The sequence below is a fragment of the Umezawaea sp. genome (genome assembly GCF_057122925.1).
In genome coordinates this window covers 22,084-45,872 of the sequence record NZ_DBNGPQ010000071.1, presented here as the reverse complement: position 1 = coordinate 45,872, position 23,789 = coordinate 22,084, and the positions used below count along the sequence as shown (strand labels likewise).

At 72.5% G+C, this 23,789-nt stretch carries 25 protein-coding genes; 14 read left to right on the top strand and 11 right to left on the bottom strand.

Annotated elements, in window-relative coordinates:
• Positions 1-5: 5 nt before the first annotated feature.
• Together AC156L_RS15980 and AC156L_RS15975 are read right to left on the bottom strand one after the other, a co-directional pair.
• Positions 6-1,487 carry a sensor histidine kinase gene (locus AC156L_RS15980; RefSeq protein WP_484406971.1) on the bottom strand — a complete coding sequence of 494 codons (1,482 nt, stop codon included), beginning with the start codon at positions 1,485-1,487 and terminating at the stop codon, positions 6-8.
• On the bottom strand, positions 1,465-2,205 hold the full coding sequence (locus tag AC156L_RS15975; protein WP_330880462.1) for a response regulator transcription factor: 741 nt from the start codon (positions 2,203-2,205) through the stop codon (positions 1,465-1,467). The genes AC156L_RS15980 and AC156L_RS15975 overlap by 23 nt, the downstream gene beginning before the upstream one ends.
• A 181-nt stretch (positions 2,206-2,386) precedes the next feature.
• Between AC156L_RS15975 and AC156L_RS15970 the strand changes: the two genes are divergently transcribed.
• Positions 2,387-3,037, top strand: a complete 651-nt coding sequence (locus AC156L_RS15970) for a hypothetical protein (RefSeq protein WP_330880460.1) — start codon at positions 2,387-2,389, stop codon at positions 3,035-3,037.
• Complete coding sequence (locus tag AC156L_RS15965) at positions 3,015-3,422, top strand: hypothetical protein (protein WP_330880458.1); 408 nt, start codon at positions 3,015-3,017, stop codon at positions 3,420-3,422. Before AC156L_RS15970 ends, AC156L_RS15965 begins: the two co-directional genes overlap by 23 nt.
• On the opposite strand, the gene AC156L_RS15960 is transcribed toward AC156L_RS15965, so the two are convergent.
• Positions 3,407-4,246 (bottom strand): helix-turn-helix transcriptional regulator, encoded by an 840-nt coding sequence (locus AC156L_RS15960; protein WP_330880456.1) that lies wholly within the window; start codon positions 4,244-4,246, stop codon positions 3,407-3,409. The genes AC156L_RS15965 and AC156L_RS15960 overlap by 16 nt on opposite strands.
• A 101-nt stretch (positions 4,247-4,347) precedes the next feature.
• Between AC156L_RS15960 and AC156L_RS15955 the strand changes: the two genes are divergently transcribed.
• Positions 4,348-5,109 (top strand): SDR family oxidoreductase, encoded by a 762-nt coding sequence (locus tag AC156L_RS15955; protein ID WP_330880454.1) that lies wholly within the window; start codon positions 4,348-4,350, stop codon positions 5,107-5,109.
• Here the strand turns inward: AC156L_RS15955 and AC156L_RS15950 are convergent.
• Positions 5,106-5,957, bottom strand: coding sequence for a serine hydrolase (locus AC156L_RS15950; protein WP_484406969.1), 852 nt, complete (start codon positions 5,955-5,957; stop codon positions 5,106-5,108). The genes AC156L_RS15955 and AC156L_RS15950 overlap by 4 nt on opposite strands.
• Before the next feature lie 224 nt (positions 5,958-6,181).
• On the opposite strand from AC156L_RS15950, the gene AC156L_RS15945 reads away from it, so the two are divergent.
• Positions 6,182-7,999: a bifunctional metallophosphatase/5'-nucleotidase gene (locus AC156L_RS15945; RefSeq protein ID WP_330880451.1), complete on the top strand. Its 1,818-nt coding sequence runs from the start codon at positions 6,182-6,184 to the stop codon at positions 7,997-7,999.
• A 1,095-nt stretch (positions 8,000-9,094) separates the two neighbouring features.
• Here AC156L_RS15945 and AC156L_RS15940 read toward each other — a convergent pair.
• Positions 9,095-9,931: an SDR family NAD(P)-dependent oxidoreductase gene (locus tag AC156L_RS15940; protein WP_330880449.1), complete on the bottom strand. Its 837-nt coding sequence runs from the start codon at positions 9,929-9,931 to the stop codon at positions 9,095-9,097.
• 72 nt (positions 9,932-10,003) lie between these two features.
• On the opposite strand from AC156L_RS15940, the gene AC156L_RS15935 reads away from it, so the two are divergent.
• On the top strand, positions 10,004-10,909 hold the full coding sequence (locus AC156L_RS15935) for a LysR family transcriptional regulator (protein WP_330880447.1): 906 nt from the start codon (positions 10,004-10,006) through the stop codon (positions 10,907-10,909).
• Between the two features lie 182 nt (positions 10,910-11,091).
• On the opposite strand, the gene AC156L_RS15930 is transcribed toward AC156L_RS15935, so the two are convergent.
• Entirely contained in the window at positions 11,092-12,075 is a 984-nt protein-coding gene (locus tag AC156L_RS15930; protein ID WP_330880445.1) for an NAD(P)/FAD-dependent oxidoreductase, read from the bottom strand.
• Positions 12,076-12,142: 67 nt separating this feature from the next.
• Here AC156L_RS15930 and AC156L_RS15925 point away from each other — a divergent pair, with 67 nt between their 5' ends.
• The 3 genes from AC156L_RS15925 to AC156L_RS15915 all read left to right on the top strand — a co-directional run bounded on the left by AC156L_RS15925 (position 12,143) and on the right by AC156L_RS15915 (position 14,308).
• Complete coding sequence (locus tag AC156L_RS15925) at positions 12,143-12,724, top strand: helix-turn-helix domain-containing protein (RefSeq protein WP_330880442.1); 582 nt, start codon at positions 12,143-12,145, stop codon at positions 12,722-12,724.
• Positions 12,725-12,898: 174 nt separating this feature from the next.
• Positions 12,899-13,900, top strand: a complete 1,002-nt coding sequence (locus AC156L_RS15920; RefSeq protein ID WP_484406967.1) for an OmpA family protein — start codon at positions 12,899-12,901, stop codon at positions 13,898-13,900.
• Between the two features lie 9 nt (positions 13,901-13,909).
• Positions 13,910-14,308, top strand: a complete 399-nt coding sequence (locus AC156L_RS15915) for a sunset domain-containing protein (protein ID WP_330880438.1) — start codon at positions 13,910-13,912, stop codon at positions 14,306-14,308.
• Here AC156L_RS15915 and AC156L_RS15910 read toward each other — a convergent pair.
• Positions 14,254-14,706, bottom strand: coding sequence for a hypothetical protein (locus tag AC156L_RS15910; protein ID WP_330880436.1), 453 nt, complete (start codon positions 14,704-14,706; stop codon positions 14,254-14,256). The two genes, AC156L_RS15915 and AC156L_RS15910, sit on opposite strands and share 55 nt — an antisense overlap.
• Before the next feature lie 104 nt (positions 14,707-14,810).
• Between AC156L_RS15910 and mug the strand changes: the two genes are divergently transcribed.
• Positions 14,811-15,344: a G/U mismatch-specific DNA glycosylase gene (gene mug, locus AC156L_RS15905; protein WP_330880434.1), complete on the top strand. Its 534-nt coding sequence runs from the start codon at positions 14,811-14,813 to the stop codon at positions 15,342-15,344.
• A gap of 103 nt (positions 15,345-15,447) precedes the next feature.
• On the opposite strand, the gene AC156L_RS15900 is transcribed toward mug, so the two are convergent.
• From AC156L_RS15900 to AC156L_RS15885, 4 genes are all read right to left on the bottom strand, one after another.
• The gene (locus tag AC156L_RS15900) at positions 15,448-15,735 is read right to left on the bottom strand and encodes a WhiB family transcriptional regulator (RefSeq protein ID WP_330880432.1); all 288 of its coding nucleotides are present in this window, start codon (positions 15,733-15,735) and stop codon (positions 15,448-15,450) included.
• Positions 15,736-15,792: 57 nt separating this feature from the next.
• Positions 15,793-16,641, bottom strand: a complete 849-nt coding sequence (locus AC156L_RS15895) for a MerR family transcriptional regulator (protein WP_484406966.1) — start codon at positions 16,639-16,641, stop codon at positions 15,793-15,795.
• Between the two features lie 45 nt (positions 16,642-16,686).
• Entirely contained in the window at positions 16,687-17,334 is a 648-nt protein-coding gene (locus AC156L_RS15890; protein ID WP_330880428.1) for a DUF742 domain-containing protein, read from the bottom strand.
• Between the two features lie 167 nt (positions 17,335-17,501).
• Positions 17,502-17,696 (bottom strand): hypothetical protein, encoded by a 195-nt coding sequence (locus AC156L_RS15885; RefSeq protein ID WP_330880426.1) that lies wholly within the window; start codon positions 17,694-17,696, stop codon positions 17,502-17,504.
• A gap of 22 nt (positions 17,697-17,718) precedes the next feature.
• Here AC156L_RS15885 and AC156L_RS15880 point away from each other — a divergent pair, with 22 nt between their 5' ends.
• The 5 genes from AC156L_RS15880 to AC156L_RS15860 all read left to right on the top strand — a co-directional run bounded on the left by AC156L_RS15880 (position 17,719) and on the right by AC156L_RS15860 (position 23,707).
• The gene (locus AC156L_RS15880) at positions 17,719-17,949 is read left to right on the top strand and encodes an RNA-binding S4 domain-containing protein (RefSeq protein ID WP_330880424.1); all 231 of its coding nucleotides are present in this window, start codon (positions 17,719-17,721) and stop codon (positions 17,947-17,949) included.
• A gap of 1,147 nt (positions 17,950-19,096) precedes the next feature.
• The gene (locus AC156L_RS15875) at positions 19,097-20,530 is read left to right on the top strand and encodes a sugar transferase (protein WP_330880536.1); all 1,434 of its coding nucleotides are present in this window, start codon (positions 19,097-19,099) and stop codon (positions 20,528-20,530) included.
• Positions 20,530-21,591 carry a Gfo/Idh/MocA family protein gene (locus AC156L_RS15870; protein ID WP_330880422.1) on the top strand — a complete coding sequence of 354 codons (1,062 nt, stop codon included), beginning with the start codon at positions 20,530-20,532 and terminating at the stop codon, positions 21,589-21,591. Before AC156L_RS15875 ends, AC156L_RS15870 begins: the two co-directional genes overlap by 1 nt.
• Positions 21,588-22,562, top strand: coding sequence for an SDR family NAD(P)-dependent oxidoreductase (locus AC156L_RS15865; RefSeq protein WP_330880421.1), 975 nt, complete (start codon positions 21,588-21,590; stop codon positions 22,560-22,562). The genes AC156L_RS15870 and AC156L_RS15865 overlap by 4 nt, the downstream gene beginning before the upstream one ends.
• Before the next feature lie 8 nt (positions 22,563-22,570).
• Positions 22,571-23,707: a DegT/DnrJ/EryC1/StrS family aminotransferase gene (locus AC156L_RS15860; protein WP_330880419.1), complete on the top strand. Its 1,137-nt coding sequence runs from the start codon at positions 22,571-22,573 to the stop codon at positions 23,705-23,707.
• Positions 23,708-23,789 lie beyond the last annotated feature (82 nt).

Sequence of the window (23,789 nt, the reverse complement as noted above, 5' to 3'; positions counted from 1 at the left end):
GTGCGTCAGCGGCGAGCGGGCAGCCGGACGGTGAACCGGGTCTTGCCCGGCTCGCTGGCCACCCCCACCGCGCCGCCGTGCGCCTCCACCACGGCCAACACGATCGACAGCCCCAACCCGGTGCTGCCCGCGGCCCGCGACCGCGACCCGTCGCCGCGGGTGAACCGCTCGAACACGTTCGGCAGCAGCCCGGCCGGGATGCCCGGTCCGTCGTCGGTCACGGTCAGTTCGACGCCCCGCCCCGGTGACACCGACAGCCCCGTCGTCACGGTCGTGCCGGGCGGTGTGTGGGTGCGGGCGTTGGACAGCAGGTTCGCCAGCACCTGGTGCAGCCGGTCGCCGTCGCCGACCACCGTCACGGGCTCCGAAGGCAGTTCCAGCTGCCAGTTGTGGTCGTGCGCGGCGATCCGGGCGTCGCTCACCGCGTCCAGGACCACTCGCGTCAGGTCCACCTCGGCGTCGTCGAGCGGCCGACCCGCGTCCAGCCGGGCCAGCAGCAGGAGGTCCTGCACCAGCACCGTCATCCGGTCCGCCTCGGACTCCACGCGGCTCATGGCGTGCGCGACGTCCGGCGGCACCTCGGCCTTCGACCGCCGGGTCAGCTCCGCGTAGCCCCTGATCGCCGCCAACGGCGTGCGCAGCTCGTGCGAGGCGTCCGCCACGAACTGCCGGACCCTGGTCTCCGTGGCGTGCCGAGCCGTCAACGCGGCCCCGATGTGCCCCAGCATCCGGTTCAGCGCGAGGCCGACCTGCCCCACCTCGGTCCGGGGATCGGCGTCCTGCTCGGGCACCCGGACGGCGAGCGCCACCTCGCCCTCGTGCAGCGGCAGCTCCGACACCCGCGTCGCGATGCCCGCGACCCGCTGCAACGGCGTCAACGTCCGCCGCACGATGAACGCCCCGGTCAGCCCGGCGACGAGCAGCCCGCCCAGCGCCACCCCGCCCAGCACGAACCCCAGTTGCAGCACCGTCGCGTTCACCGACGCCAGCGGCAACCCCGTCACCAGCACGTCCCCCGACGGCGTCGTGGTGGCGACCAACCGGTACGCGCCGAGCCCCTCCAACGTCACCGACCGCGGAGCGACGTCGGGCGTGAGGGCGATGAGCTGCGGACGTGCCGCGTCGGGCAGTATCTCCTGGTCACCCCGGTCGGGGGTCAACCTCAACGCCAGGGTGATCGTCTTGTCGTGGACCACCGCCGTGAGCGTCCCCGGTGCCTGACCGGGTCCGGACAGCGGATTGCGGTCGTTGGTCACCGTGCCGGGGAACCTCGGGAACCCGCTGGGCGGCGGCCGGTCCCCGCGGAACTCCGACGCCCGGTCCGACGCGAACTTCAGCTGCTCGTCCAGCTTCCCGATCTGGAAGTCCCGCAACGCCACCATCGTGACCACGCCGATGATCAGGCAGACCACCGTCAGCAGCGCCATCTGCTCCGCGATGATCCGCGTGCGCAGCGACCACGACCTAGGGTGCCGGCTTGAGGACATAGCCCGCGCCCCGCATCGTGTGGATCATGGGCTCGTGGCCCGCGTCGATCTTCTTGCGCAGGTAGGAGATGTACAGCTCCACGATGTTCGCCTGCCCGCCGAAGTCGTAGCTCCACACGCGGTCGAGGATCTGGGCCTTGCTCAGCACCCGCTTCGGGTTGCGCATCAGGTACCGCAGCAGCTCGAACTCCGTCGCCGTGAGGTCGATCGACCGGCCGCCGCGGTGCACCTCGCGCGTGTCCTCGTCCAACCGCAGGTCGCCGACGACCAGCTCCGCGCCCGCCGTCGCCCCGGTCACGCCCGTGCGGCGCATCAGCGCGCGCAGCCGCAGCACGACCTCCTCCAGGCTGAACGGCTTCGTCACGTAGTCGTCGCCACCCGCCGTGAGCCCGGCGATGCGGTCCTCCACGGCGTCCTTCGCGGTCAGGAACAGCACGGGCAGGTTCGGCTGCTCGGCGCGCAGCCGCCGCAGCACCTCCAGCCCGTCGACGTCGGGCAGCATGACGTCCAGCACGACGGCGTCCGGCCGGAACTCCCGCGCGGTCCGCACGGCCGAGGCGCCGTCCAGCGCGGTGCGGACCTCCCACGTCTCCATCCGCAGCGCCATCGACATCAACTCGGCCAGGGTGGACTCGTCGTCCACCACCAGCACCCGCACCGCCTGCCCGTCCGGGCGGCGGAGTTCGGCGTGCTTCTTGCTGGTCGTCACCGCGCGCATGTCCTCAGGGTGGGCGGGGGCCTTGGGCCGCTGCTGTGCGAACCCTGTGTACCACCTGTGAGCGGCACGGGCAGGCCCACAGCGGTCGCCCATCCGACGCACAGCGCACGCACAGGCTCGGGGGTGACCGTGGTCTCCGCAGCGGGTGGACGCCCGCTGGGAGAGCGCAGGAGGAACGACGATGAGCACCGACCAGAACGGTCCGGCGGAGCAGCCGGGTTCGGCCGTGCCACCGCAGGCCGTGCCACCGGAGGAGCCCGCCTGGGGCGCAGAGCAGCCGAAGGGCTCCGCGGTCTCGTGGTCCGGCCGCAAGACCATCGCCGCCGTCGCCATCGCGGTGGGCATCGCCGCGGCGGGCGGCACGGCCATCTACGCGGCCAACGGAGCCGTCGGCGCGACCGGGACGGGCCCCGGAGGGCGAGGGGGCCCCGGCGGCTACGGCCGCATGGGCGGCCCCGGCGCGGGCGGCCCGTTCGGGGGCGGCTTCGGCTCGACCCTGCACGGCGAGTTCCAGGTGGGAGCCGTGACCGAGGTGTCCGACTCGTCCATCGGGGTCAAGAGCACCGACGGCTACACCAAGACCTACACGATCGACAGCACCACCGTGGTCGGTGGCGGAGGCGGCCCGAACGCCAGGGCCGAGGGCGACCTCAGCGGCATCGCGGTCGGTGACACGGTCACCGTCATCGGCCAGACCGCCGACGGCGCGACCAAGGCCACGTCGATCGTCGAGCGCCTGGTCGTCGAACGGGGACAGCAGCCCGGTGGTCAGCAGCAGGGCGTGCCGCCACGCCGTGAGGACCAGGGCAGTGGGCAACCGCCGACCTCTTGACCGGAGCGCCTCCGCCGCGGCGCCCGAACTCGGGAGGCTGATAGCGGTGCTGTTCGAGGCCGGGACGCCGCTGTGGCGCTCGCTGGCCGCGAGCGTGACCGTCGACCGGCCGGTGGTCGTGTGCGACGCGGTGAGCCCCGCGCAGGTCGTGGTGCTCACCGCGTCGCCCGACCTCGTGCTCGACGGCCTGCTGACGGTGGCCCGCACCGTCGGCGTGCACCGCGTGTACCTGCGCACCCCGCCCGGCATCGGCTCGGTCGCCGTCCGCCGGGCGCTGTCCCGCCGCGGCGATCCCGTCCGGGTCGTCGTCGACCAGCACGAACGACCCGGTGACATCGTCCACGAGGCCGTGGAGTTCGTGCGGCTCGCTCAGCTCGTCAACTGAGAGGAGCGGGGGGAGGACGCGGTCCAGCTCGCCAGCACGGCGAGCTTGTCCGCCGTCGCCGACCCCGCCACCGGGATGTAGGTCAGCAGGTGCTGGCCGACGTCACCGGGCAGCGCGAACGTCTGCCACTCGACCTCCAGCTCACCCACCAGGTCGTGGTTCATGACCTTGCGGCCGAAGACCTTGTCCTTCACGTCGTGCCGCGCCCAGAGCCGCCGGAACACGTCGTTCTTGATCGACAGCTCGCCGACCAGCGCGGCCAGCCCGGCGTCGTCCGGCCACCGGCCCGCCTCCAGCCGCAGGTAGGCGACCGTCTCGGCGGCCACCTTGTCCCACTCCGGGTAGAACAGGTGCGCCGTGGGGTTCAGGAACGTCTGGCGGGCCATGTTCCGCTCGGCCTCGGGGTGCGCCGAGAACCCGCACACCGCGTCCGCCAGCGTGTTGTAGGCGAGCACGTCCAAGCGCTTGCCCAGCACCGCGGCGGGCACCGTGTCCATCAGGTCGATCAGCCGCTGCACGTTCGGCTGGACGCGGTTGGGGCCGGTGTCGCCGTCGGAGGGGCGGACCAGGTTGCCCAGGTGCGTGCGCTCGACGGCGTCCAGGCGCAGCGCGCGGCCGACGGCGTCCAGCACGGAATCGGACACCCCGGCCGTGCGGCCCTGCTCCAGGCGCACGTAGTACTCGACGCTCACGCCCGCGAGGCTCGCGACCTCGTCGCGCCGGAGCCCCGGCACGCGGCGGCGGAGTCCGGCGGGCAGGCCGACGTCGGAGGGCTTGATGCGGGCGCGGCGGGAGCGGAGGAACTCCCCGAGTTCGCGACTCATGTGGACAGTCTGCACCCTCGGTCCGGTCGATGGGTGGTTCTCCCGGTACCACCATCGAGCGAGCCTCCCTCCGGGACTTCCGCGCTGCCAGTTTCAGTCCCATGACGAACTACGACACCCTCACCGACCGCACCGCCGTCGTCACCGGGGCCTCCAGCGGCATCGGCGAAGCCACCGCCAGGGCACTGGCCGCGGGCGGCGCGAAGGTCGCGCTGCTCGCGCGGCGCGGCGACAGGCTCGCCGACGTGGCCGCCAAGATCACCGCCGACGGCGGTCGCGCGATCGCCGTCGAGGTCGACGTGACCTCGACGGCGTCCGTGGCCGCCGGTGGCGCCGCCGTGCGCGAGGCGTTCGGCCGGGTCGACCTGGTGGTGAACAACGCGGGCGTGATGCTCGCGGCCCCGATGGCCGACGTCCGCGCCGACCACTGGGCCCGGATGGTCGACCTCAACCTCACCGGCGCCCTGCGGGTGATCGGCGAGTTCACCCCGGACCTGCTGGCCACCGCCGCCGAGGGCGGAACGGCCGACCTGGTCGACATCTCGTCCGTCGCCGCGCACGGGCTGTTCCCGAACTACGCGGTCTACTGCGCCACCAAGGCGGCCATCACGCACCTGTCCGCGAACCTCCGGACGGAGTTCGGGCCCAAGGACGTGCGGGTGACCAACGTCGAGCCCGGCATCGTGCGGTCCGAACTGCTCAGCCACCTGGACGACGACCAGGCCGCGGGCCTCGCCCCGTGGATCGACTCGGTGGGCTCGCTGTCGGCCGAGGAACTGGCCGACGTGGTCGCCTACGCGGCGAGCCGCGCGCGGCACGTGAACCTGCGGCAGATCGTCGTCCAGCCCACCCGGCAGATCTAGAAGCGACCGCCGAACAGCAGTCCGGCGATCTCCGTGTCGGTGTCGCGGCCCTCCTGGTAGCCACCCTGGCGGTGCAGGTCGTTCATCACCGCCAGGGTGTACCGCTCGTCCGGGCCGACGAAGCCGACGCTGTTCACCACCCAGCCCGTGTCCTCCTCGGACCAGCCGTCCTTGTTGCCCGGCCTCGCCGCGGGTCCGGCTCCCCAGACGCCCCACTGCTGCTCCGGGCCGACCTCGCGCATCTCCTCCACCAGCAGCGCGCGGTCCTCGGCGGGCACCTCGGTCAGCACGTGGGACATCAGCCGGTCGAGGTCCTCGGTCGTGCACTTCTGGAAGCCCCAGTACGGGAACGTGTCGCTGTAGCCCTCCTGCGGCACCAGCGACGTGAGGCCGTAGGAGGCGAACGAGTCGTTGAACGCCCGGTGGTCGGCGCCGGAGTAGCGGTGCCACAGCTCGTCCGCCGCGTGGTCGTCCGAGCTGTGCAGCATGGCCCTGATCAGGTCGCGGTCGTCGTCGGTCAGCTCGACCGCGCCCTCGCGGTCGCGGCGGAGCAGGTCGACCACCATCGCCAGCTTGATCGTCGAGGCGGACCACACCAGGTCGGCGGAGTGGTCGTTGTGCCACACCGCGCCGGTCCCGCGGTCGCGCACCACGATGCCGACCGTGCCCGGCCGGGTCGCCACGTACTCCCGCACCCGCGCGAACCGGCTCTGGAAGTCGCAGTCGAACCCCGTGTCGGCGCAGTCCACGTCCGCGCCGGTCGCGGCCACGGGCTCGGACGGGGCTGAGCCGCACGCCGAGAGCGCGAGGAGGGCCACGAGCAGGACCGGCAGGGAGCGTCGGGGCATGGGCCGCAGGCTAGCCGCACCGCCGAGGCGGTCCGGGTTCCTGGCGGGGCAACGTCCCAGTCGTCCGGTTCGTCACTCCGAGCGATCTCGCGAATCACCCGTTCCAGCGACCGCGCGGAGGCCGGTTTTTGTCGGTGCCTCACGCTTCACTGAACCCGTGCGAATCCGAAACCCCAGGTCGAACGCAGGTATTGCGGTCAACGGTCAAGACGTACGGTGCCCGGATGACCGAGAATCCAGTTCGGCGTCGCGCCGTGCTCGCGGGCACCGCCGCGGGCGTCCTCGCCGCCGCGGGCTTCCGCCCGGCCGCCGCCCAAGCGGACACGCGTGGCGTGGACAGGGCGTTCACCCTGACCGTCATGGGCACCACCGACCTGCACGGCAACGTGTTCAACTGGGACTACTTCGCCGACAAGGAGTTCGACGACTCCGGCCACAACGACATCGGCCTGGCGAAGATCTCCTCGCTGGTGACGGCGGTCCGGCAGCAGCACGGCGAGCACCGGACGTTGCTGCTGGACGCGGGCGACACGATCCAGGGCACGCCGCTGGCGTACTACTACGCCAAGGTGGAGCCGATCACCCGCCGCCGCGTGCACCCGATGGCCGCGGCGATGAACGCCATCGGCTACGACGCCGCTGCGCTGGGCAACCACGAGTTCAACTACGGCATCCCGCTGCTGCGCACGTTCGAGCGGCAGCTGCGGTTCCCGCTGCTCGGCGCGAACGCGATCGACGAGAGCACCGGGCGGCCCGCGTTCACGCCGTACACGGTGAAGACGGTGTGGCGCACGGGCACCGCCCCGCTGCGCGTGGGCATCCTCGGCCTGACCAACCCCGGCATCGCGATCTGGGACAAGGCCAACGTCGAGGGCAGGATGAGCTTCCCCGGCCTGGTGGAGCAGGCGAAGGTCTGGGTGCCGAGGATGCGCCGCGCCGGTGTCGACCTGGTGATCGTGTCCGCCCACTCGGGCGCGGACACGTCCTCGTCCTACGGCGACGCCCTGCCGTACCCGGAGAACGCCGCCACCCTGGTGGCCGAGCAGGTGCCGGGCATCGACGCGATCCTCGTCGGCCACGCCCACGTCGAGATCCCGCAGCGCCTCGTGGCGAACAGGACCACCGGCAAGCAGGTGCTCATCACCGAGCCGCTGTTCTGGGGCAAGCGCCTGAGCCTGATGGACTTCGACCTCACCTGGGCGCCCCGCGGCGGCTGGACCCTCAGGGCGTCCCGCTCGCAGGTGCTGAACTCCAACACCGTGCCCGAGGACCCGAAGATCGTCCGGCTGCTGACGGCCGACCACGCCAAGGTCGTCACCTACGTCAACTCCAAGGTGGGCACGAACAAGCAGGCCATGTCGGCCGCCACCGCCCGCTACGAGGACGTGGCGGCGCTCGACTTCATCAACCACGTCCAAGCGGTCGAGGTCAAGAAGGCCCTGCCGTCCAACACCCTGCCCGTCCTGGCGCTCGCGGCACCGTTCAACCGCGCCGCGGCGATCCCGGCGGGCGACGTCTCGGTCCGCGACGTGGCGGGCCTGTACATCTTCGACAACACCCTGCTCGCCGTCCGCCTGACCGGCGCGCAGCTCAAGGACTACCTGGAGTTCTGCGCCCGGTACTTCAAGCAGGTCACCACCGCGGGCCCCCACCCGGCCGACTCGATCACCAACGCGCCCACCCCCACGGCCCCCGGCGGCACACCCGACTACAACTACGACGTCGCGGCGGGCCTCGACGCCCCGCTCACCTACGACATCGACATCGCCCAGCCGGTGGGCACCCGCATCACGGGCCTGTCCTACGCCGGAACCCCCGTCACCCCGACCCAGGAGTTCGCCGTGGCGGTCAACAACTACCGCCAGTCGGGCGGCGGCGGCTTCCCGCACATCTCCACCGCACCCGTCCTGCTCAACCAGCAGCAGGAGATCCGCCAACTCATGATCGACTGGGTGAGGCAGACAGGCGAGATCGACCCGACGACCTTCGCCGCCACCAACTGGCGCCTCACCGCCAACGGCACCCCACTCCAAATCCAATAACCCCGACCACGGGCCGCATCCCACCGTTCACACCCCGACCACGGGCCGCATCCCACCGCTCACACCCCAACCACGGCGACGACGCACCGCGGCACCGCGCTCGGCGGCACTGGCGGCCACCAGTGCCGCCCTGGTAGCCGCGCACCACCTCACGTCACGCTGCGCCCGCTCCGCGGTGGCGTGCACAACGGTGGGCCCTGGCCACCCGTAGTGAGGGCTGGCAGTGGCGGGCACAACGGTGCGCCCTGGCCACCCGCAGTGGGGGCCTGCTCCGCGGTGGCAGGCACAACGGTGGGCCCAGGCCACCCGTAGTGGGGGGCTGGCGGCCGGCTCCGACCAGCCAGCCCTCAGCGGACCGGGTGGTGCCGCGCAATCCCAACCACCGATCTCGATCGGCCACCCGCCCAACACCACCCGCCCAACACCACCGGCCCGCTGCAACCAGACATCCCCGGCACGACTCGGCACAACCTCCGCCCCACCCGAACCAGCACCGCCCACCACCCGTGGGCCATCGCTCCGGAGCCCGCACCCGCCGCAACCCGACACCGCCCTGCCCGGCAATCCTGTTCGGCCCGCTGGGCTCGCCCACCTGACTCTGCTCGGTTCGCCAGCCCCGCCCAGCCCTTTGCCGCCCCGCCCCGCCCAGCCCTTTGCCGCCCCGCCCAGCCCCTTGCCCGCCCAGTCCGCGCTCTGCTCACCCGGCCCGGCCCGCCCGCTCCCTCTGTCCTGCCTGCCGTGCGCGCCCCACCAGCCTCGGCTCCCCCACCACCACCCAACCCACCAGAACCTCACCGACCTCACCGAGCCGCGTCGTGGAGCGGCCCGGTGATCGCCGTGGTGAGCTGCGGTCCGCCCAGGTGGCGGGTGCAGGTCGGGTCGTTCAGCGAGCACTCGCGGTTGTCCGCGTCCACGAAGCACCCCTGGTGTTCACGCCCCCGACCGTGCGCGTCCGGCCGCCACGTCGAACCCGGCCATCCGCGGCCCGCCGCTCGACCCGCCACCCATGTCGCACGCGACACCCACGGTCCGGGCCACTCCGGCGTGCCGGTCCGTTCCACCGCCGGACCGGTGGTGAAGCGAACGGCACCGGGCTCAGGAGGCGGCGCCGTGCCAGGGCAGGACGTGGCCGAAGCGGACCAGTTCGCCGTGGTGGGCGGGGTTCACCGGGGTGGCCAGCACGAAGTCGAGCACGCGCCTGGCCGCCTCCGTCGGCGTGAGGGCGTGGCTGAAGTCGTCGAACCACGGCCGGGACGTGGGGGTGTCGACCAGGCCTGGGCAGACCGCCGCCAGCAGCGTGCCGTTGGCGAGGTCGGCGGTGCGGCGTTCGGCGGCGACCGCCCGCACGGCCGCCACCTGCGCCACCTTCGACGGCTTGTTCACCCACTCCGGCCAGCCCTCCTCGGCCGCCGTGCCGTCGTGGACGGCGGCCCGCCACGACTCGACGGCCTCCTCCACGGCGTCCAGGGAGACCCCGTCGAACAGGTGGTGCAGCCGCTGGGGCAGGTGTTCGAGCGTGCCGAGCGAACTGGCCACGACGACCAGCCGCCCACCGGGCCGCAGCACCGGGCCGAAGGAGCGCAGCACGGCGTGCGTGCCGCCGTTGGACACGTCGATGAACTCGTCGGTCTGCTCGGCCTGCCGCTCGGGCGTCATCCTGGTGACCGCGTTGGACAGGACGACGTCGACGCCGTCGGTGAACTCCGCGGCGAGCTTCGCCACGGCCTCGGCGTCGGTCACGTCGAGCACCCGCCCCTCCACCCGGCTCCGGGTCGACGACGACCCGACCACCCGCGCCGCGGCGTCCGCGACCCGGCCCGCGTCGCGGCCGGTGAGCAGGACGAGGTCGGCGCGCTCCCACCTGGCGGCCAGTTCTTCGACGAGCGCGAACCCGATGTTCTGGTTCGCGCCGGTGACCAGTGCGATCCTCATGGGAACCACGCTAGGAGCCGCCGCGGGTATGCGTCCAACGAGAGTTCCGCATGTCTGGTATGCGTAACGGTCATGGACTTCACCGACGTCTCGCTGGTCTCGCTGCGGGTGTTCCAGGAGGTGGCCGAGCGCGGCACGCTCACGTCGGCCGCCGCCGCGCTCGGCTACACGCAGTCCGCGGTGTCCCGCCAGGTCGCGACGCTCGAACGGGCGGCGGGCGCGCCGCTGCTGGAGCGCCGCCGCGACGGTGTCCGGCTGACCGCGGCCGGGCACGTCCTGCTGCGGCGCGCCGCGGCCGTGCTGGAGCAGATCGACGCGGCGGGCCGGGAACTCGCGGGCCTGCCCGCGGACGCGGGCACCGTGCGGCTCGGGTGGTTCGCCAGCGCGGGTGGCGCGCTGGTGCCGAAGGCGGTGGCCGCGCTGCGCCGCACGCGTCCCGGCATCACCGTGACCAGCCGGGAGGGCAGCACTCCCGTGCTGGTCCGCGCGCTGCGGGCGGGCACGCTCGACCTGGTCGTCATCGCGTCCGCGCCGCCGTTCCGCGCGCCGGACACCGAGTCGCCGCCGCTGGAGCTGCGCACCCTGTCCGAGCGCGGCCTGTGCCTCGCCGTGCCCGCGACCCACCCGCTGGCCGCGGAGGACTCCGTGGACGTCGCCGACCTGCGCGGGCAGCGCTGGATCGCGGGCCACTCCGGGGACGACGGGCTGATGGGCGTGTGGCCGGGGCTAGACGAGCGGCCCGAGATCGCGCACACCGCCCGCGACTGGCTGGCCAAGCTGCACCTGGTGGCGGCGGGCTGCGGCCTGACCACCGTGCCGCCCGCGCTGCTGCCCGTCGTGCCGCCGGGGGTGCGGACCGTCACCGTGCGCGGCGGACCCAGCGAACGACGGCGCATCCTCCTCGCCTGGCTGCCGGGCAGGCTGACCGCCTCCGCGGGTCACCTCGCCGACGCACTGGCGGCGGCCTGCACCACCTGATCACGGTCACGCCATCCGCGCGCCGCGGCCACGCCATCCGCTCACCTGGTCACGATCACGCCATCCGCGCACCTGATCACGGTCACGTCGTCCGCGCACCTCGCCGCGGCCACGCCATCCGCGCACGTGGTCGCGGATCACGCCGGTCCGCCCACCTGATCGCCCACCACCCGTCCGTCCACTCAGGCCGGTGGATTCCCGTTGCGGCGCGCGGACTTCCGCAGCGCGGCCACGGCGGTGGCCGTCTCCTCGGCGATCAGGTCGGCGTTGACGGCCGCCGCGGCCTGCACGCCCGCCGCCGCGGCGGCGACCACCTGGGCGCGGGGGTCGGTCACGTTGCCCGCCACCCACACGCCGGGGATCTCCGTGGCACCGCTGGGATCCGCGGCGACGTGGTCACCCAGGACGTGCCCGGCCATCTCCCAGTCGGTCGCCTTCACCCCCAGCGCTCCCAGGACGTCCGCGCGGGCGCCGACCTTCGGCGTGACCGCGACCGCCTGGCGAGCCACGACCTCTCCGGACGCCAGCCGCACTCCGGTGAGGCGGTCGTCCTCGACCTCCACCGCCACGACCTCGCCCTCCACCACGGTGATCCCGCGCGCGGCCATCTGCTCGGCCTGCTCGTCGGACAGGGCGGGCGCGGTGTGCCGGAACAGCACGACGTCGTCGCTCAACTGCCGGAACAGCAGGGCGCTGTGCGTCGCCATCGGTCCGGTCGCGAGGATGCCGATCGCCTGGTCCCGCACCTCCCAGCCGTGGCAGTACGGGCAGTGGACCACGTCGCGCCCCCAGCGCCCGGCCAGGCCCGCCACGTCGGGCAGCTCGTCCGCCAGGCCGGTCGCGACGATCAGCCGCCGCGACCGCACGGTCGCACCGTCCTCCAGCGCGACGACGAACCCGCCGCCGTCGTTCGCCACGTCCGCCACGACGCCGTCCACGACCCGCGCGCCGTACCGCTCCGCCTCGGCCCGTCCGATCGCCACCAGCTCACCGGGACTGATCCCGTCGCGCGTGAGGAACCCGTGCACGCCCGCGGCGGGCGCGTTGCGCGGTGACCCCGAGTCCACGACGACCACCTCGCGCCGCGCGCGCCCCAACACGACGGCGGCGCTCAGACCCGCCGCGCCACCACCGACCACCACCACGTCCACCACGTTCTCGCTCATGGTCCCACTGTCGCCCGGCACCCGGAGGTGTCGCAAAGAAACTTGCCGTTGTGGCAAGCTCGACGGGGTGGACGACGAACTGAACTCGGTGCTGAGCGCGGTCGGTCCCCGGCTGCGGGCCCTGCGCAAGCGGCGGGGGACGACCCTGACCGACCTCTCCGCGACGACGGGCATCTCCGTGTCCACCCTGTCCCGCCTGGAGTCGGGGCAGCGCCGCCCGACCCTGGAACTCCTGCTGCCGCTGGCGAAGGCCCACGGGGTCCAGATGGACGAGCTGGTGGGCGCCCCGCCCACGGGCGACCCGAGGATCCACCTGCGCCCGGTCACGCGCGGTCGCATGACCATGGTCCCGCTGACCCGCCGCGCGGGCGGCGTGCAGGCCTACAAGCTGCTCATCCCGTCGCACGGCTCGGCGGTGCCGGAGCAGAAGACCCACGAGGGCTACGAGTGGATCTACGTCCTCAGCGGGCGGCTGCGGCTGGTCCTCGGCGACCAGGACCTCGTCCTGACCCCCGGCGAGGCCGCGGAGTTCGACACCCGCGTGCCGCACTGGTTCGGCAGCGCGGACGCCACTCCGGTCGAGGTCCTCAGCCTCTTCGGCAGGCAGGGTGAACGGGCGCACCTGCGAGCCAGGTCGGGAACCGGGTAGGGCGGACGGCCACGCACGGGTGGCGCGCACAGCGCCGCTGGTCCCGCCACCCGATGTTGATCATCAACATGGCTGATTCCTGTCACCTTGACGAGTGAATTCCCAGCCACGTCCTGCGTTTTCGCCACTCGCGGTTCGCAATCGGACACCGCCATCGGGTACTAACGCCCGGTGTTGAAACCCCGACCACACCGGTTCTGGCTGTTCGGCGCCGTGCTCGTGCCCGCCCTGCTGGCGGCGACCGGCGTGGCGATCCAGGGCGACCGCATCGAACGCGACCTGGCCGACCGGGTCACCCACGCCATCGACGAGTCGGGCCATCCGGGCAACGACGTCTCGGTCGACGGGCTGGGCGTCACCGTCACCGGTGTCGTCCCCCGCGACGCGGCCAGGGTCCAGAACCTGGTGGCCGCCGTCCCCGGCGTGACGGCGGTGACCCTCCAGGACGCCGAACCGGGCGACTTCTCGGTCTTCGTGCGCGCCGACGAGGTCGTGCTCGCGGGCACGACCTCCGACGCCGACGAGCGGCGGGCGCTGGTGGACGCCGTGACCGCCCGCGCGAACGGCTACCGGATCACCGACGTGATGTCGCCCAGGGCCGGGACGAGGCTGCCGGTCTCGGCGGAGCAGGCCGCGTCGATCGTCGCGGTGGTGGTGGACAACGGCGTGCACGACTTCAGCGGCGTCGTGCGCGGCGGGGGGCTGACCGCCCGCGCCACCGTCGTGGACCAGGAGAGGGCCACGGCGTTCCAGCGGCTGCTCGCGGCGTCCGCGGGGGAGTTGCGCGTGGAGCAGGCGATCGCGGTGGGGTCGTCGAACCACGACCGCGAACTCGACCTGGCCGCGCTGAACGACTCCATCGGCAGGCTCGTCGGCGGCAACGGCGGCGTCCGGTTCCAGCCGGGGTCGACCGACTGGCAGGGGCACGGCCCCGTGCTGATCGAGCGCGTGGCGCGGATGCTGCTGGTCGCGCCGCGCGCGACGGTGACGGTGCGCGGCCACGCCTCCGCGGAGGTGCCGGACGCCCGCGCGCTCGCCGAGACGCGGGCGCGCATGGTCCGCGACGTGGTGCTGGGCCAGGGTGTCTCGCCCGCCCTGGTGGAGATGGCCGTCAGCATCGACACCGCGCCCGAACTCACCGACACCACCCGTCAGGTAGACATCACCGTTCGCTAGGAGTTCGCTGTGCTCTGGTTGTTCACGCAGGTGTTCGTGCTGTGCGCGGGAGCGTTCCTCGTCGGGTCGCTGCTGACCTGGCTGCCCATGCGCGCCGTCACCCGCAAGCTGCGCGCGGACCTGGACGCCACCCGGCGTCCGGTCGTGGCCCTGCCCGCCCGGTCGGTCGTCGTGGTGCCCGAGCCGAGGGATGAGGCACTTGGGTCCGAAGTGGACCGCGAGGAGTCCGAAGTGGACCTCCCGGTGAAGGGCAACTCGAAGTCCGGGATCTTCCACACCGAGACCTCGCCGTACTACCGGCGGATGAAGGGCGACGTGCGGTTCCGCTCCGTCGAGGACGCCGAGCGCGCGGGCTACACGGCCTGGTCGCCGCGCTCGCGCTCCCAGCTCGCCGGGTCGGCCCAGTAGCTCGGGTCCGACCACCGGGGGTTCCACTCCCAGTGGGCCTCGTCCGAGGGCTTCTCGCGGGTGGCGAGCAGGGCAAGCGCGTTGACCGCGGCCCAGCCGAGTGCGACCGCGACGACCTTGTTGCGGGTCGCCCTGTCCGGCGCGGACAGGGCGAGCACGGCGTCGCCGACGTCCATCGCGACACGGGCCAGCAGCGCGAGCCGGAGCGGTGCCCCCGCGGGCGCCAGCGCCACGGCCAGCCCGGACACGAGGTCGCGCGCGCCGACGGCGGCGGTCAACGCGTGGGTGGCGGGCGTGTCGCCGAGCCCCGTCGGCGTCGTCAGCACCTCGGGCCTGGCGATGACGGCCGCGCTGTAGGCGGCCGTCGCCGCCCCGAGCACTCGGGGGAACCAGCTCATGTCGAACACTCCTCGGTCGGCGTCGCAACCAGGCTGGCGCGGCCCGGCGGTCCCGACAACCCCTGATCGTCCACGGCCGACTAGGGGTGGTGGATGATGGACCCATGCGCCACGACTTGGCCGCCGCGCGGGACAAGCTGCTCCCGGACGTGCTCGCCCCCGGTCTGGACGTCGTGTTCTGCGGCATCAACCCAGGCCTCTACTCCGCGGCCACCGGCCACCACTTCGGCAGGCCCGGCAACCGCTTCTGGCCCGCGCTGCACCTGGGCGGCTTCACGCCCACGCTGCTCTCGCCCGCCGACCAGGACCAGTTGCCCGCGCACGGCCTCGGCATCACGAACCTGGTGCCGCGCGCCACGGCCCGCGCGGACGAGCTGACCGACGCGGAACTGCGCGCGGGCGCGAAGCGGCTCACCGCCGTCGCCGAGCGGTACCGGCCCACGATGATCGCGGTCGTCGGCGTCACCGCGTACCGCACGGCCTTCGGTCGGAAGAAGGCCGCGATCGGCCCGCAGGACGAGCTGATCGCCGACAGCCGCCTGTGGGTCCTGCCGAACCCGAGCGGGCTCAACGCGCACTACCAGCTCCCCGCGCTCGGGGACGCGTTCGCGGAACTGCGCGCGGCGCTCGACCGGTAGGGGTGGCCGCACCTCCGGCCCGCCGCTCCCCGGCCCCCGGTCACGCGCGCCCGTGGTTCCGCTCCCGGTCACGCGCGCCCGTGGTTCCGCTCCCGGCCCCCGGTCACGCGCGCCTGTGGCTCAGCGAGATGAGCCTGCGCAGTTCGCTCTCCCCGAGGCCTCCCCACACGCCGTAGGTCTCCTCCACCGTGAGCGCGTGCTCGCGGCACTCGCGCCGCACCGGGCAGCGGTCGCAGATCTCCTTGGCCCTGGACTCGCGGCGTTCGCGGGCGGTGCCCCGCTCGTTCGGCGTGTGGAAGAACAACGAGCTGTCGACCCCGCGGCAGAGGCCACGCAGCTGCCAGTCCCAGGACTCGGTGACCGGCGTGGGCAGCCGGGACAACTCTGGCATGTGACCACATCCTCGTTCGGCCGGTGGTCACCACCATAAATTCGATTCAAAATCGTTTCAACTTGAGCGACCGGAATGGGTGAGGACTTCGTCGACGCAACCGTGGAGGGTGTGGACGCGGTGCACGCCCGCGGGCAGCGCGACCCGGTCCCAGCCGGGGCCGCCCAGCAGCAGGATCGTCCTGGTGGCGGCCACCTTCGCCAGCGGGACGAGGCGGGCGCGGGCGGTGTCGTGCGCCCACAGCACCACGCACCGCGGGGCGAGCACGTCGAGCGCCGCCAGCAGCGCGCCCGCCGGGACGCGGGCCCCGAGGTTGCGCGACGCGCACCCGCGTTCGGCCAGCGCTGCGCCGAGCGCCTCCAGCGGCAGCGTGTGCTGCTCGTCGGGCGCGGCGGCCATCAGCGCGGGCAGCCTGCCGCCTTCGAGGGGATCGCCGACCCGGCGCAGCACCGTGAGGAGCGCGTTGCTGGCGACGTGCTCGACCCCGACGCCACCGCTCTCCTCCACGGCGCGCTCGCCGAGTTCCACGAGGAACGGGGTCAGCACGGACTCCCAGGCGTCGACGACGCCCAGCGCGCCGATCAGCTCGGTCGCGAGCCTGCCCAGCCTCGGCGCGTCGAGCTGCGTCGCGGCGCGGATGAAGTCGTGGACGTCCGGGACGGGGCCCGCTCCGCCGCGCGCCATGGTCGCCGCCGCGGCGGGCGAGACGCCCTGGCCGGTCAGCTCCAGCATCCGCCGCAGCGTGGCCACGTCGACGTCGTCGTACCGGCGGTGCTTGCCCTCTTCGCGGGTGCGCGGGCCGAGCCCGTAGCGCCGGTCCCAGGTCCTCAGCGTCGTGGGCGAGATGCCGAGCGTGCGCGCCACCGCCCCCGCGCTCCAGCGGGCGCCGTCGCTCACGATGATCACCGCCGGTAGCTGGGCATTACCTCGTCCGGAGGTAGATCATAGGCCTCACAGACGGCGGAGACCGCTCAGAACCCGTTCCAGCAGCGCCAGGTCGGCATGGCCGCCGACCGAACCGCCGTTCGTCTCGTGCACCGACACGACGCCCATCTCGACCAGGTCGCTCAGCAGCACCCGCGCCACGCCCAGGGGGATGGCCAGGACGGCCGACACCTCGGCGACCGAGCGGGGCCGCGCGCACATCTCCACGATCGCCCGCTGCTCGGGAGTCGTGGACGACGGGACCGCGGCCCCACCGGTCCCGTCGACCGAGATCAGCGTCTCCAGCCGCAGGTCCACGGTCGCCGTCGTGCGCCCGCCGGTCCACGCGTACGGCCGCACGAGGGACTTGCCGTTCTCCTCGTAGGAGAACCCGTCCGGATCGGGCTCCTCCGGGATCGGCTCCGCGCAGGCGACCGGCGCGGGCATCGGCGCCGTCACCTCGACGGTCTCGGGCTCCGCCTCCTCCGCCAGCGCCCGTCGCACGGACGCTGACCCGAACCGGGCCCCGGTCTGCCCGACCTCGCCCCTCAGCGACCGCCGGGCCCGGCGCGGCTTCGGGGGCTCCAGGTGCTCCGGGACGTGCTCGACCGGCGCGTCCTCCTCCAGTTCGCGCCGCAGCGACGGCGACCCGAACCGGGCCCCGGTCCGTCCCACCGCACCGCGCGACGTCCGGCGGCGCCCACGCCCACCGGACGCGCCTAACTCCGCGCCGTCACCCATGACCACCACGTTGCCACCCAGCGTGAACCGTCCGTCGCACAACGGTAGACGCAGGCGGGGACCGCTCGTTGCGAACAGGTTTCGACCTGGTGTTTTCCTGGTTACCTGGAAGGCTTCTTCCGCAGCCCGCCCACCGCCAGCGTGAGCCCCGCGATGACGGACAGGAGTCCGATCGCGGTCCACAGCTGCTGGCCCGTCATGAAGCTGCCCTTGATCACGTTCAACCCCTGGAGGGTCCACACGGAGCCCAGCAGGACGAGCACCACGCCGACCACCACGGACACCCACTTGTTCATGACCAAGTCGTACCATGTGCGGATGACCAAGCCGCCCATCCGAGACGTGCAGATCGCCGACGACATGATCAGGCTGGGCCAGTTCCTCAAGCTCGCGGGCCTGGCGGAGGACGGCTCGCACGCCAAGGAGCTCATCGACGCCGACGAGGTCATGGTCAACGGCCGCCTGGAAACCCGTCGGGGGGCCCAGCTGCACGACGGCGACGTGGTCGCGGTGGGCGACGAACGCGCCCGTCTGCACGCGGCCGGGTAGGCACCGGCCCGCTCGCGATCCGACGGACACGGCCCGCACCGCCCCGGCGGACCGGGCTGCTCGGCGTGCCCGCCGCCCTCAGGGGAGCGTTCCCGTTCTTCGCGACGCCGTCGAACCCCGGACCGACGATCGGCGCGCGGGCTGGACCACTCCCGTTCGGCCGGGCTCGACGTTCGTGATCGACATTCCCATCCCGACATCGAGTGGTACTCACGTCGAGGGCCGCCAACGGGACCACCCCGTGGCTCGGATCGGACGATGAATCCGACCGCCACTCGTCCGCGCGCCCCCGGTGCCGTCCTGTCGTCCGGAGGTACCAATGCCGTCCACCGACGAGCGGCACCCCGGAAAAAGGCCCGAGACCAATACATCTCCCGCTGGAGTCCGCCCCCTATCCCGCCCCCGTCGCGCAAGGCGCCATCCGTCTCAACGCCGCCGCGAAACACCGCCCGTGCGGAGGACGCGGATTCACGAGTCTGAGGGATGACGTACGCCACATCTGCCGACAAACCCGTGATCGTCCGCGTACCGCGCGTTGCGCCAACCGGGCGGTGGCGTTTCTTCGACGGTTACGAGAACGCTATGGGCGACTGGTCTGAATAGCTGCCTCCGCTGCGTGAATGGGTGACCACGCGGCGGAGGTGTCCTGATTGGACAAGGGCCTTTCGGCCCATTGTCCGATGCGGTGGGCCGGCCGGGTGAACTCTACTCACAGTGGGTGTAACGGGTTGTCGGCGGTGAACGATATGTCGTGCGACCCGGCTCGTTCGGTCACATTTCAGAGACTGGGACTAGGACTCGGCGTCAGTTTGGTCTAACGTGCGTTCACCTGGTAATGGATCGTCACCCGTCGTCACTCGGCGGACCGGCCGAGTCACTTCGCAACATTTCTTCCTCTCGACTATCTCCGTGTGTAACGCCCACGGGCGGCCGAGCGAATGATGGTTTGCAAGCGCCGGTTCATCAAGGGAAAAGGTGCCCTGGCGATGTGCGAAGTGTCGGTCAACCAATTGCCGTACCACGCGGGTCCTCGGGGATGCCCTGCGAACGTGCACGTCCGAACCGGCTGAACCGGGGGAGAACCACGATGAGCGAGCAGGTCCAGCCCACACGACGGAGACCCGTCGTGGGGATCACTCCTACCAGCATGGAGTCGTCGAGGCAGACGCACCCGCCGGTGGCCGCGTGGGAGTCGCGGTACCGCGGGGGTGTCATCCTCGGTGACGTCCTGGCCACGGTGCTGGTCATCGTGTCCTTCGGCGGTCTGATGGCGTCCAGGCACAGCGCGTTCGTGCCGATGTCGATCGTCACGCTCGAACTGCTGACGGTCGCCGCCGTGCTCGGCTCGCTGTACCTGAGCCGCGTGTGGAGCCCGAACGTGCTCGGCCAGGGCGCGGAGGAGTTCCGCCGCCTCGGGAAGGGCCTGTTCGCGTCGGTCGTCGTGCTCGGCTTCGGTGCCCTCGCGGTGGACATCCCCGGCGCCCGCCTCTGGGTGTTCGTGGTCGGACCTGCCATCGCCCTCGTCGTCTTCCCCCTCCGCTACCTGCTCCGCAGGCCTCTGCACCGCGCGCGCTCCGAAGGACGCTGCCTGCTGCCGGTGCTCGCCGCGGGGAACGTGGCCACGGTCGGGGACCTCATCACCCGCACCCGCAAGGCCCCCCACCTCGGCTGGCGCGTCGACGCCATCTGCACCCTGGACGGCCGGGCCGCGCTCGGCATCGACATGGAGGGCGTGCCGGTCGTCGGCCGCTTCCGCGACCTCGCCGAGCAGGTCCGCCGCGGCGGCTACCGCATCGTCGCCGTGACCCCGGACGCCTACTGGACGCCCCGCAGGCTCCAGCAGCTCGCGTGGGACCTGGAGGGCACCGGCACCGAGATGGTCGTCGCCCCCGCCCTCATGGACTTCGCCGGACCGCGCCTGCACGTGACCGGCGTGCTCGGCATGCCGCTGCTGCGGGTCAGCGAGCCCTCGTTCACCGGCTTCCGCCGGGTCGTCAAGGGCTGCGTCGACCGCGTCGGCGCCCTCGTCCTCGTGCTCGCGCTCGCCCCCCTGCTCCTGGTCGTGTCCGCCGCCGTCATGATCGACAGCCGGGGCCCGGTGTTCTACCGGCAGCGCCGCGTCGGCAAGGACGGCGCGGAGTTCACGATCATCAAGTTCCGCACCATGGTCACGAACGCCGACGCGCTGCGCACCAAGCTGGCGGCCGTCAACGAGGGCTCGGGCGTGCTGTTCAAGATGCGCAAGGACCCCCGCGTGACCAGGGTCGGCAGGCTGCTGCGCCGCTACTCGGTCGACGAGCTGCCCCAGCTGCTCAACGTGCTCACCGGGACCATGTCGCTGGTCGGCCCCCGGCCGCCGCTGCCCGAGGAGAGCGCCAAGTACGCGCCCGAGGTGCGCAGGCGCCTGCTGGTGAAGCCGGGGCTCACCGGGCTGTGGCAGGTCAGCGGCCGGAGCGACCTCTCGTGGGAGGAGTCCGTGCGACTCGACCTGCGCTACGTCGAGGACTGGTCGCTCGCCCTCGACGCTCTCATCTTGTGGAAGACCTTCCGCGCCGTCTTCGGCGGCCAGGGAGCTTACTGATGGAAAGGGAAGACGTGACGCCGATCGGCATCGCCGTGATCGGCGCGGGTTATTGGGGCCCGAACCTGGTGCGCAACGCCCAGGCGACCCCCGGACTGGACCTGCGCTACCTGTGCGACCTCGACGTGGAGCGCGCCCGCCGCGTGCTCGGCCAGTACTCGACGGTCGCCGTGTCCGGCTCGCTCGACGACGTGCTGGCGGACCCCGACGTCCACGCCGTCGCCATCGCGACCCCGGCCGCCACCCACCTGCAGGTCGCGATGGCCGCGCTGGAGGCGGGCAAGCACGTGCTGGTGGAGAAGCCGCTCGCGGCGAACTTCTCCGACGGCCGCAAGCTGGTCGAGGCCGCGGAGAGCCGCGGCCTGACCCTGATGCTCGACCACACCTTCTGCTACACCCCGGCCGTGAGCCACCTGCGCGAGCTCGTGCGCGGCGGCGAGCTGGGCGAGATCCAGTACATCGACTCGGTGCGGATCAACCTGGGTCTGGTGCAGCCGGACGTCGACGTCCTGTGGGACCTCGCGCCGCACGACCTGTCGATCTTCGAGGCGATCCTCCCCGACGACGTCCGCCCGGTCGAGGTGTCCGCGCACGGCTCGGACCCGATCGGCGCGGGCCACGCGTGCGTCGCCCACCTGACCATGAGGCTGTCCAACGGTTCCATCAGCCACGTGCACGTGAACTGGCTGTCCCCCACCAAGATCCGCACGATGGTGATCGGCGGGTCCAACCGCACGGTGGTGTGGGACGACCTCAACCCGACGCAGCGCCTGTCCGTCTACGACAGGGGCGTCGACCGCGAGCGCGAGCACAAGATCATTTCCTACCGCTCCGGCGACATGGTCGCGCCCGCGCTGCCCGAGCGCGAGGCCCTGCGCGGGGTGATGGCGGAGTTCGCGGCCTCGATCGCCGAGGGCCGCCCGCCGCTGACCGACGGCCGCGCTGGACTGCGCGTGCTCGCGATCCTCGAAGCAGCGTCGGAGAGCCTGGCGAACGGCGGGTCCTTCGTCCCCGTCCAGCAGGTCGACGCACCGACCACCAGTGGAGGCACGACTTCATGACCCAGCCCATTTCCGGTCAGCGGGCGCTGGTCACCGGCGGAGCGGGGACCATCGGGTCCTCCGTGGTCGACCAGCTGGTCGCCGCGGGGGTGTCCGAGGTCGTCGTGCTGGACAACTTCGTGCGCGGCCGCAGGGAGAACCTCGCCGACGCCGTCGCCGCGGCGGACGACCGGGTGACGGTCGTCGAGGGCGACATCAACGACCGCGCGCTGGTCCGCGAGCTGTCCGAGGGGATCGACCTCGTCTTCCACCTCGCCGCGATCCGCATCACCCAGTGCGCCGAGGAGCCCCGGCTCGCGCTGGAGTGCTTGGTGGACGGCACCTTCACGGTCCTGGAGGCCGCCGCGGCCGCGGGCGTCAAGAAGGTGGTCGCCTCCTCGTCGGCGTCCGTCTACGGCCTGGCCGAGACGTTCCCGACCACCGAGCGGCACCACCCGTACAACAACGACACCTTCTACGGCGCCGCCAAGGCGTTCAACGAGGGGATGCTGCGCAGCTTCCACGCCATGAACGGCCTGGACTACGTGGCGCTGCGCTACTTCAACGTGTACGGGCCGCGGATGGACGCGCACGGCCTCTACACCGAGGTGCTCATCCGGTGGATGGAGCGCATCTCCGACGGCGAGTCCCCGCTGATCTTCGGCGACGGCGCGCAGACGATGGACTTCGTGCACGTGCACGACATCGCCCGCGCGAACGTCCTGGCGGCGCGGGCGAACGTCACCGACACCGTCTACAACATCGCCAGCTCGCAGGAGACCAGCCTCGCGGACCTCGCGCGGGCGCTGCTGCGCGCGATGGACTCCGACCTCCCGCTGGAGCACGGGCCGGAGCGCAAGGTGAACGGCGTGACCCGGCGCCTGGCGGACATCTCCGCCGCGGCGCGGGACCTCGGCTGGAAGCCGGAGATCAGCATGGACGACGGCCTGCGCGAGCTGGTGTCGTGGTGGCGCGCGGAGACCGGCCGATGATCCCGGTGATGAGGCCCCTCCTCGGCGAGGAGGAGGCGCTGGCCGCCGCGGAGGCGGTCCGGTCCGGCTGGGTCGCGCAGGGACCGAGGGTCGCGAGCTTCGAGGAGGCCTTCAGCGCCCGCGTCGGAGCCCGGCACGGGGTGGCCGCGTCGTCGTGCACGACCGCGCTGCACCTCGCGGTGCACCTGCTCGACATCGGTCCCGGCGACGAGGTGGTCGTGCCGTCGCTGTCGTTCATCGCCACCGCCAACGCGGTCCGCTACTGCGGGGCCACACCGGTCTTCGCCGACGTGGACGCGACGACCGGCAACCTGACGGCCGAGACCGTCCAGCCGGTCATCACCGACCGCACCCGCGCGGTGCTGGTGGTGCACCAGGCCGGTGTGCCCGCGGACGTCGAGGCGCTGCGCGCGCTCTGCGGTCCGCTCGGCATCCCGGTGGTCGAGGACGCGGCGTGCGCCGCGGGCTCCACCTACCGGGGCGCTCCCGTCGGGACCGGCGCGCTGATGGCCGCGTGGTCGTTCCACCCGCGCAAGCTGATCACCACCGGCGAGGGCGGGATGCTCACGACCGACGACCCGGAGTGGTCGGCGCGGGCGCGCCGGTTGCGCGAGCACGGGATGAGCGTCAGCGCCGCCGATCGGCACAGCGGTGGGGGAGCGATCGTCGAGGAGTACCTCGAAACCGCGTTCAACTACCGGATGACCGACATCCAGGCCGCCGTCGGCATCGTGCAGCTGTCCAGGCTGGACGCCATCGTCGAGCGCCGCCGCGAGCTGGCGGCGCGCTACCACGCGATGCTGGCCGACGTGCCGGGGCTGCGGGTGGTGCGCGACCCGGAGTGGGGAACCACGAACTACCAGTCGTTCTGGGTCTGGCTGCCGGACGAGCTTCCCCTGTCCCGCAACGAGGTGCTGACCGAACTCGCCGCGCGCGGGGTGTCGGCGCGGCGGGGGATCATGGCCTCGCACCTGGAGCCCGCGTACCGGGACCACCCGGCCGCGGAGCTGCCCGTGACCGAGGCCTTCACGGCCAGGACCCTTGTGCTGCCGCTGTTCCACGACATGACCGGCGTGGAGCAGGAGGCCGTCGTGGAGGCGCTGTCCTCCACGCTCGCGGGTGCCCTCGTCACCCGCCGTGGCTGACCGCGGCCGCGAAGCGGTTCACGGATAACGGTTCGCCATGGGGTGTAACGACAGTCTCCCCCCGTTCGACGTTCGGAGTAGT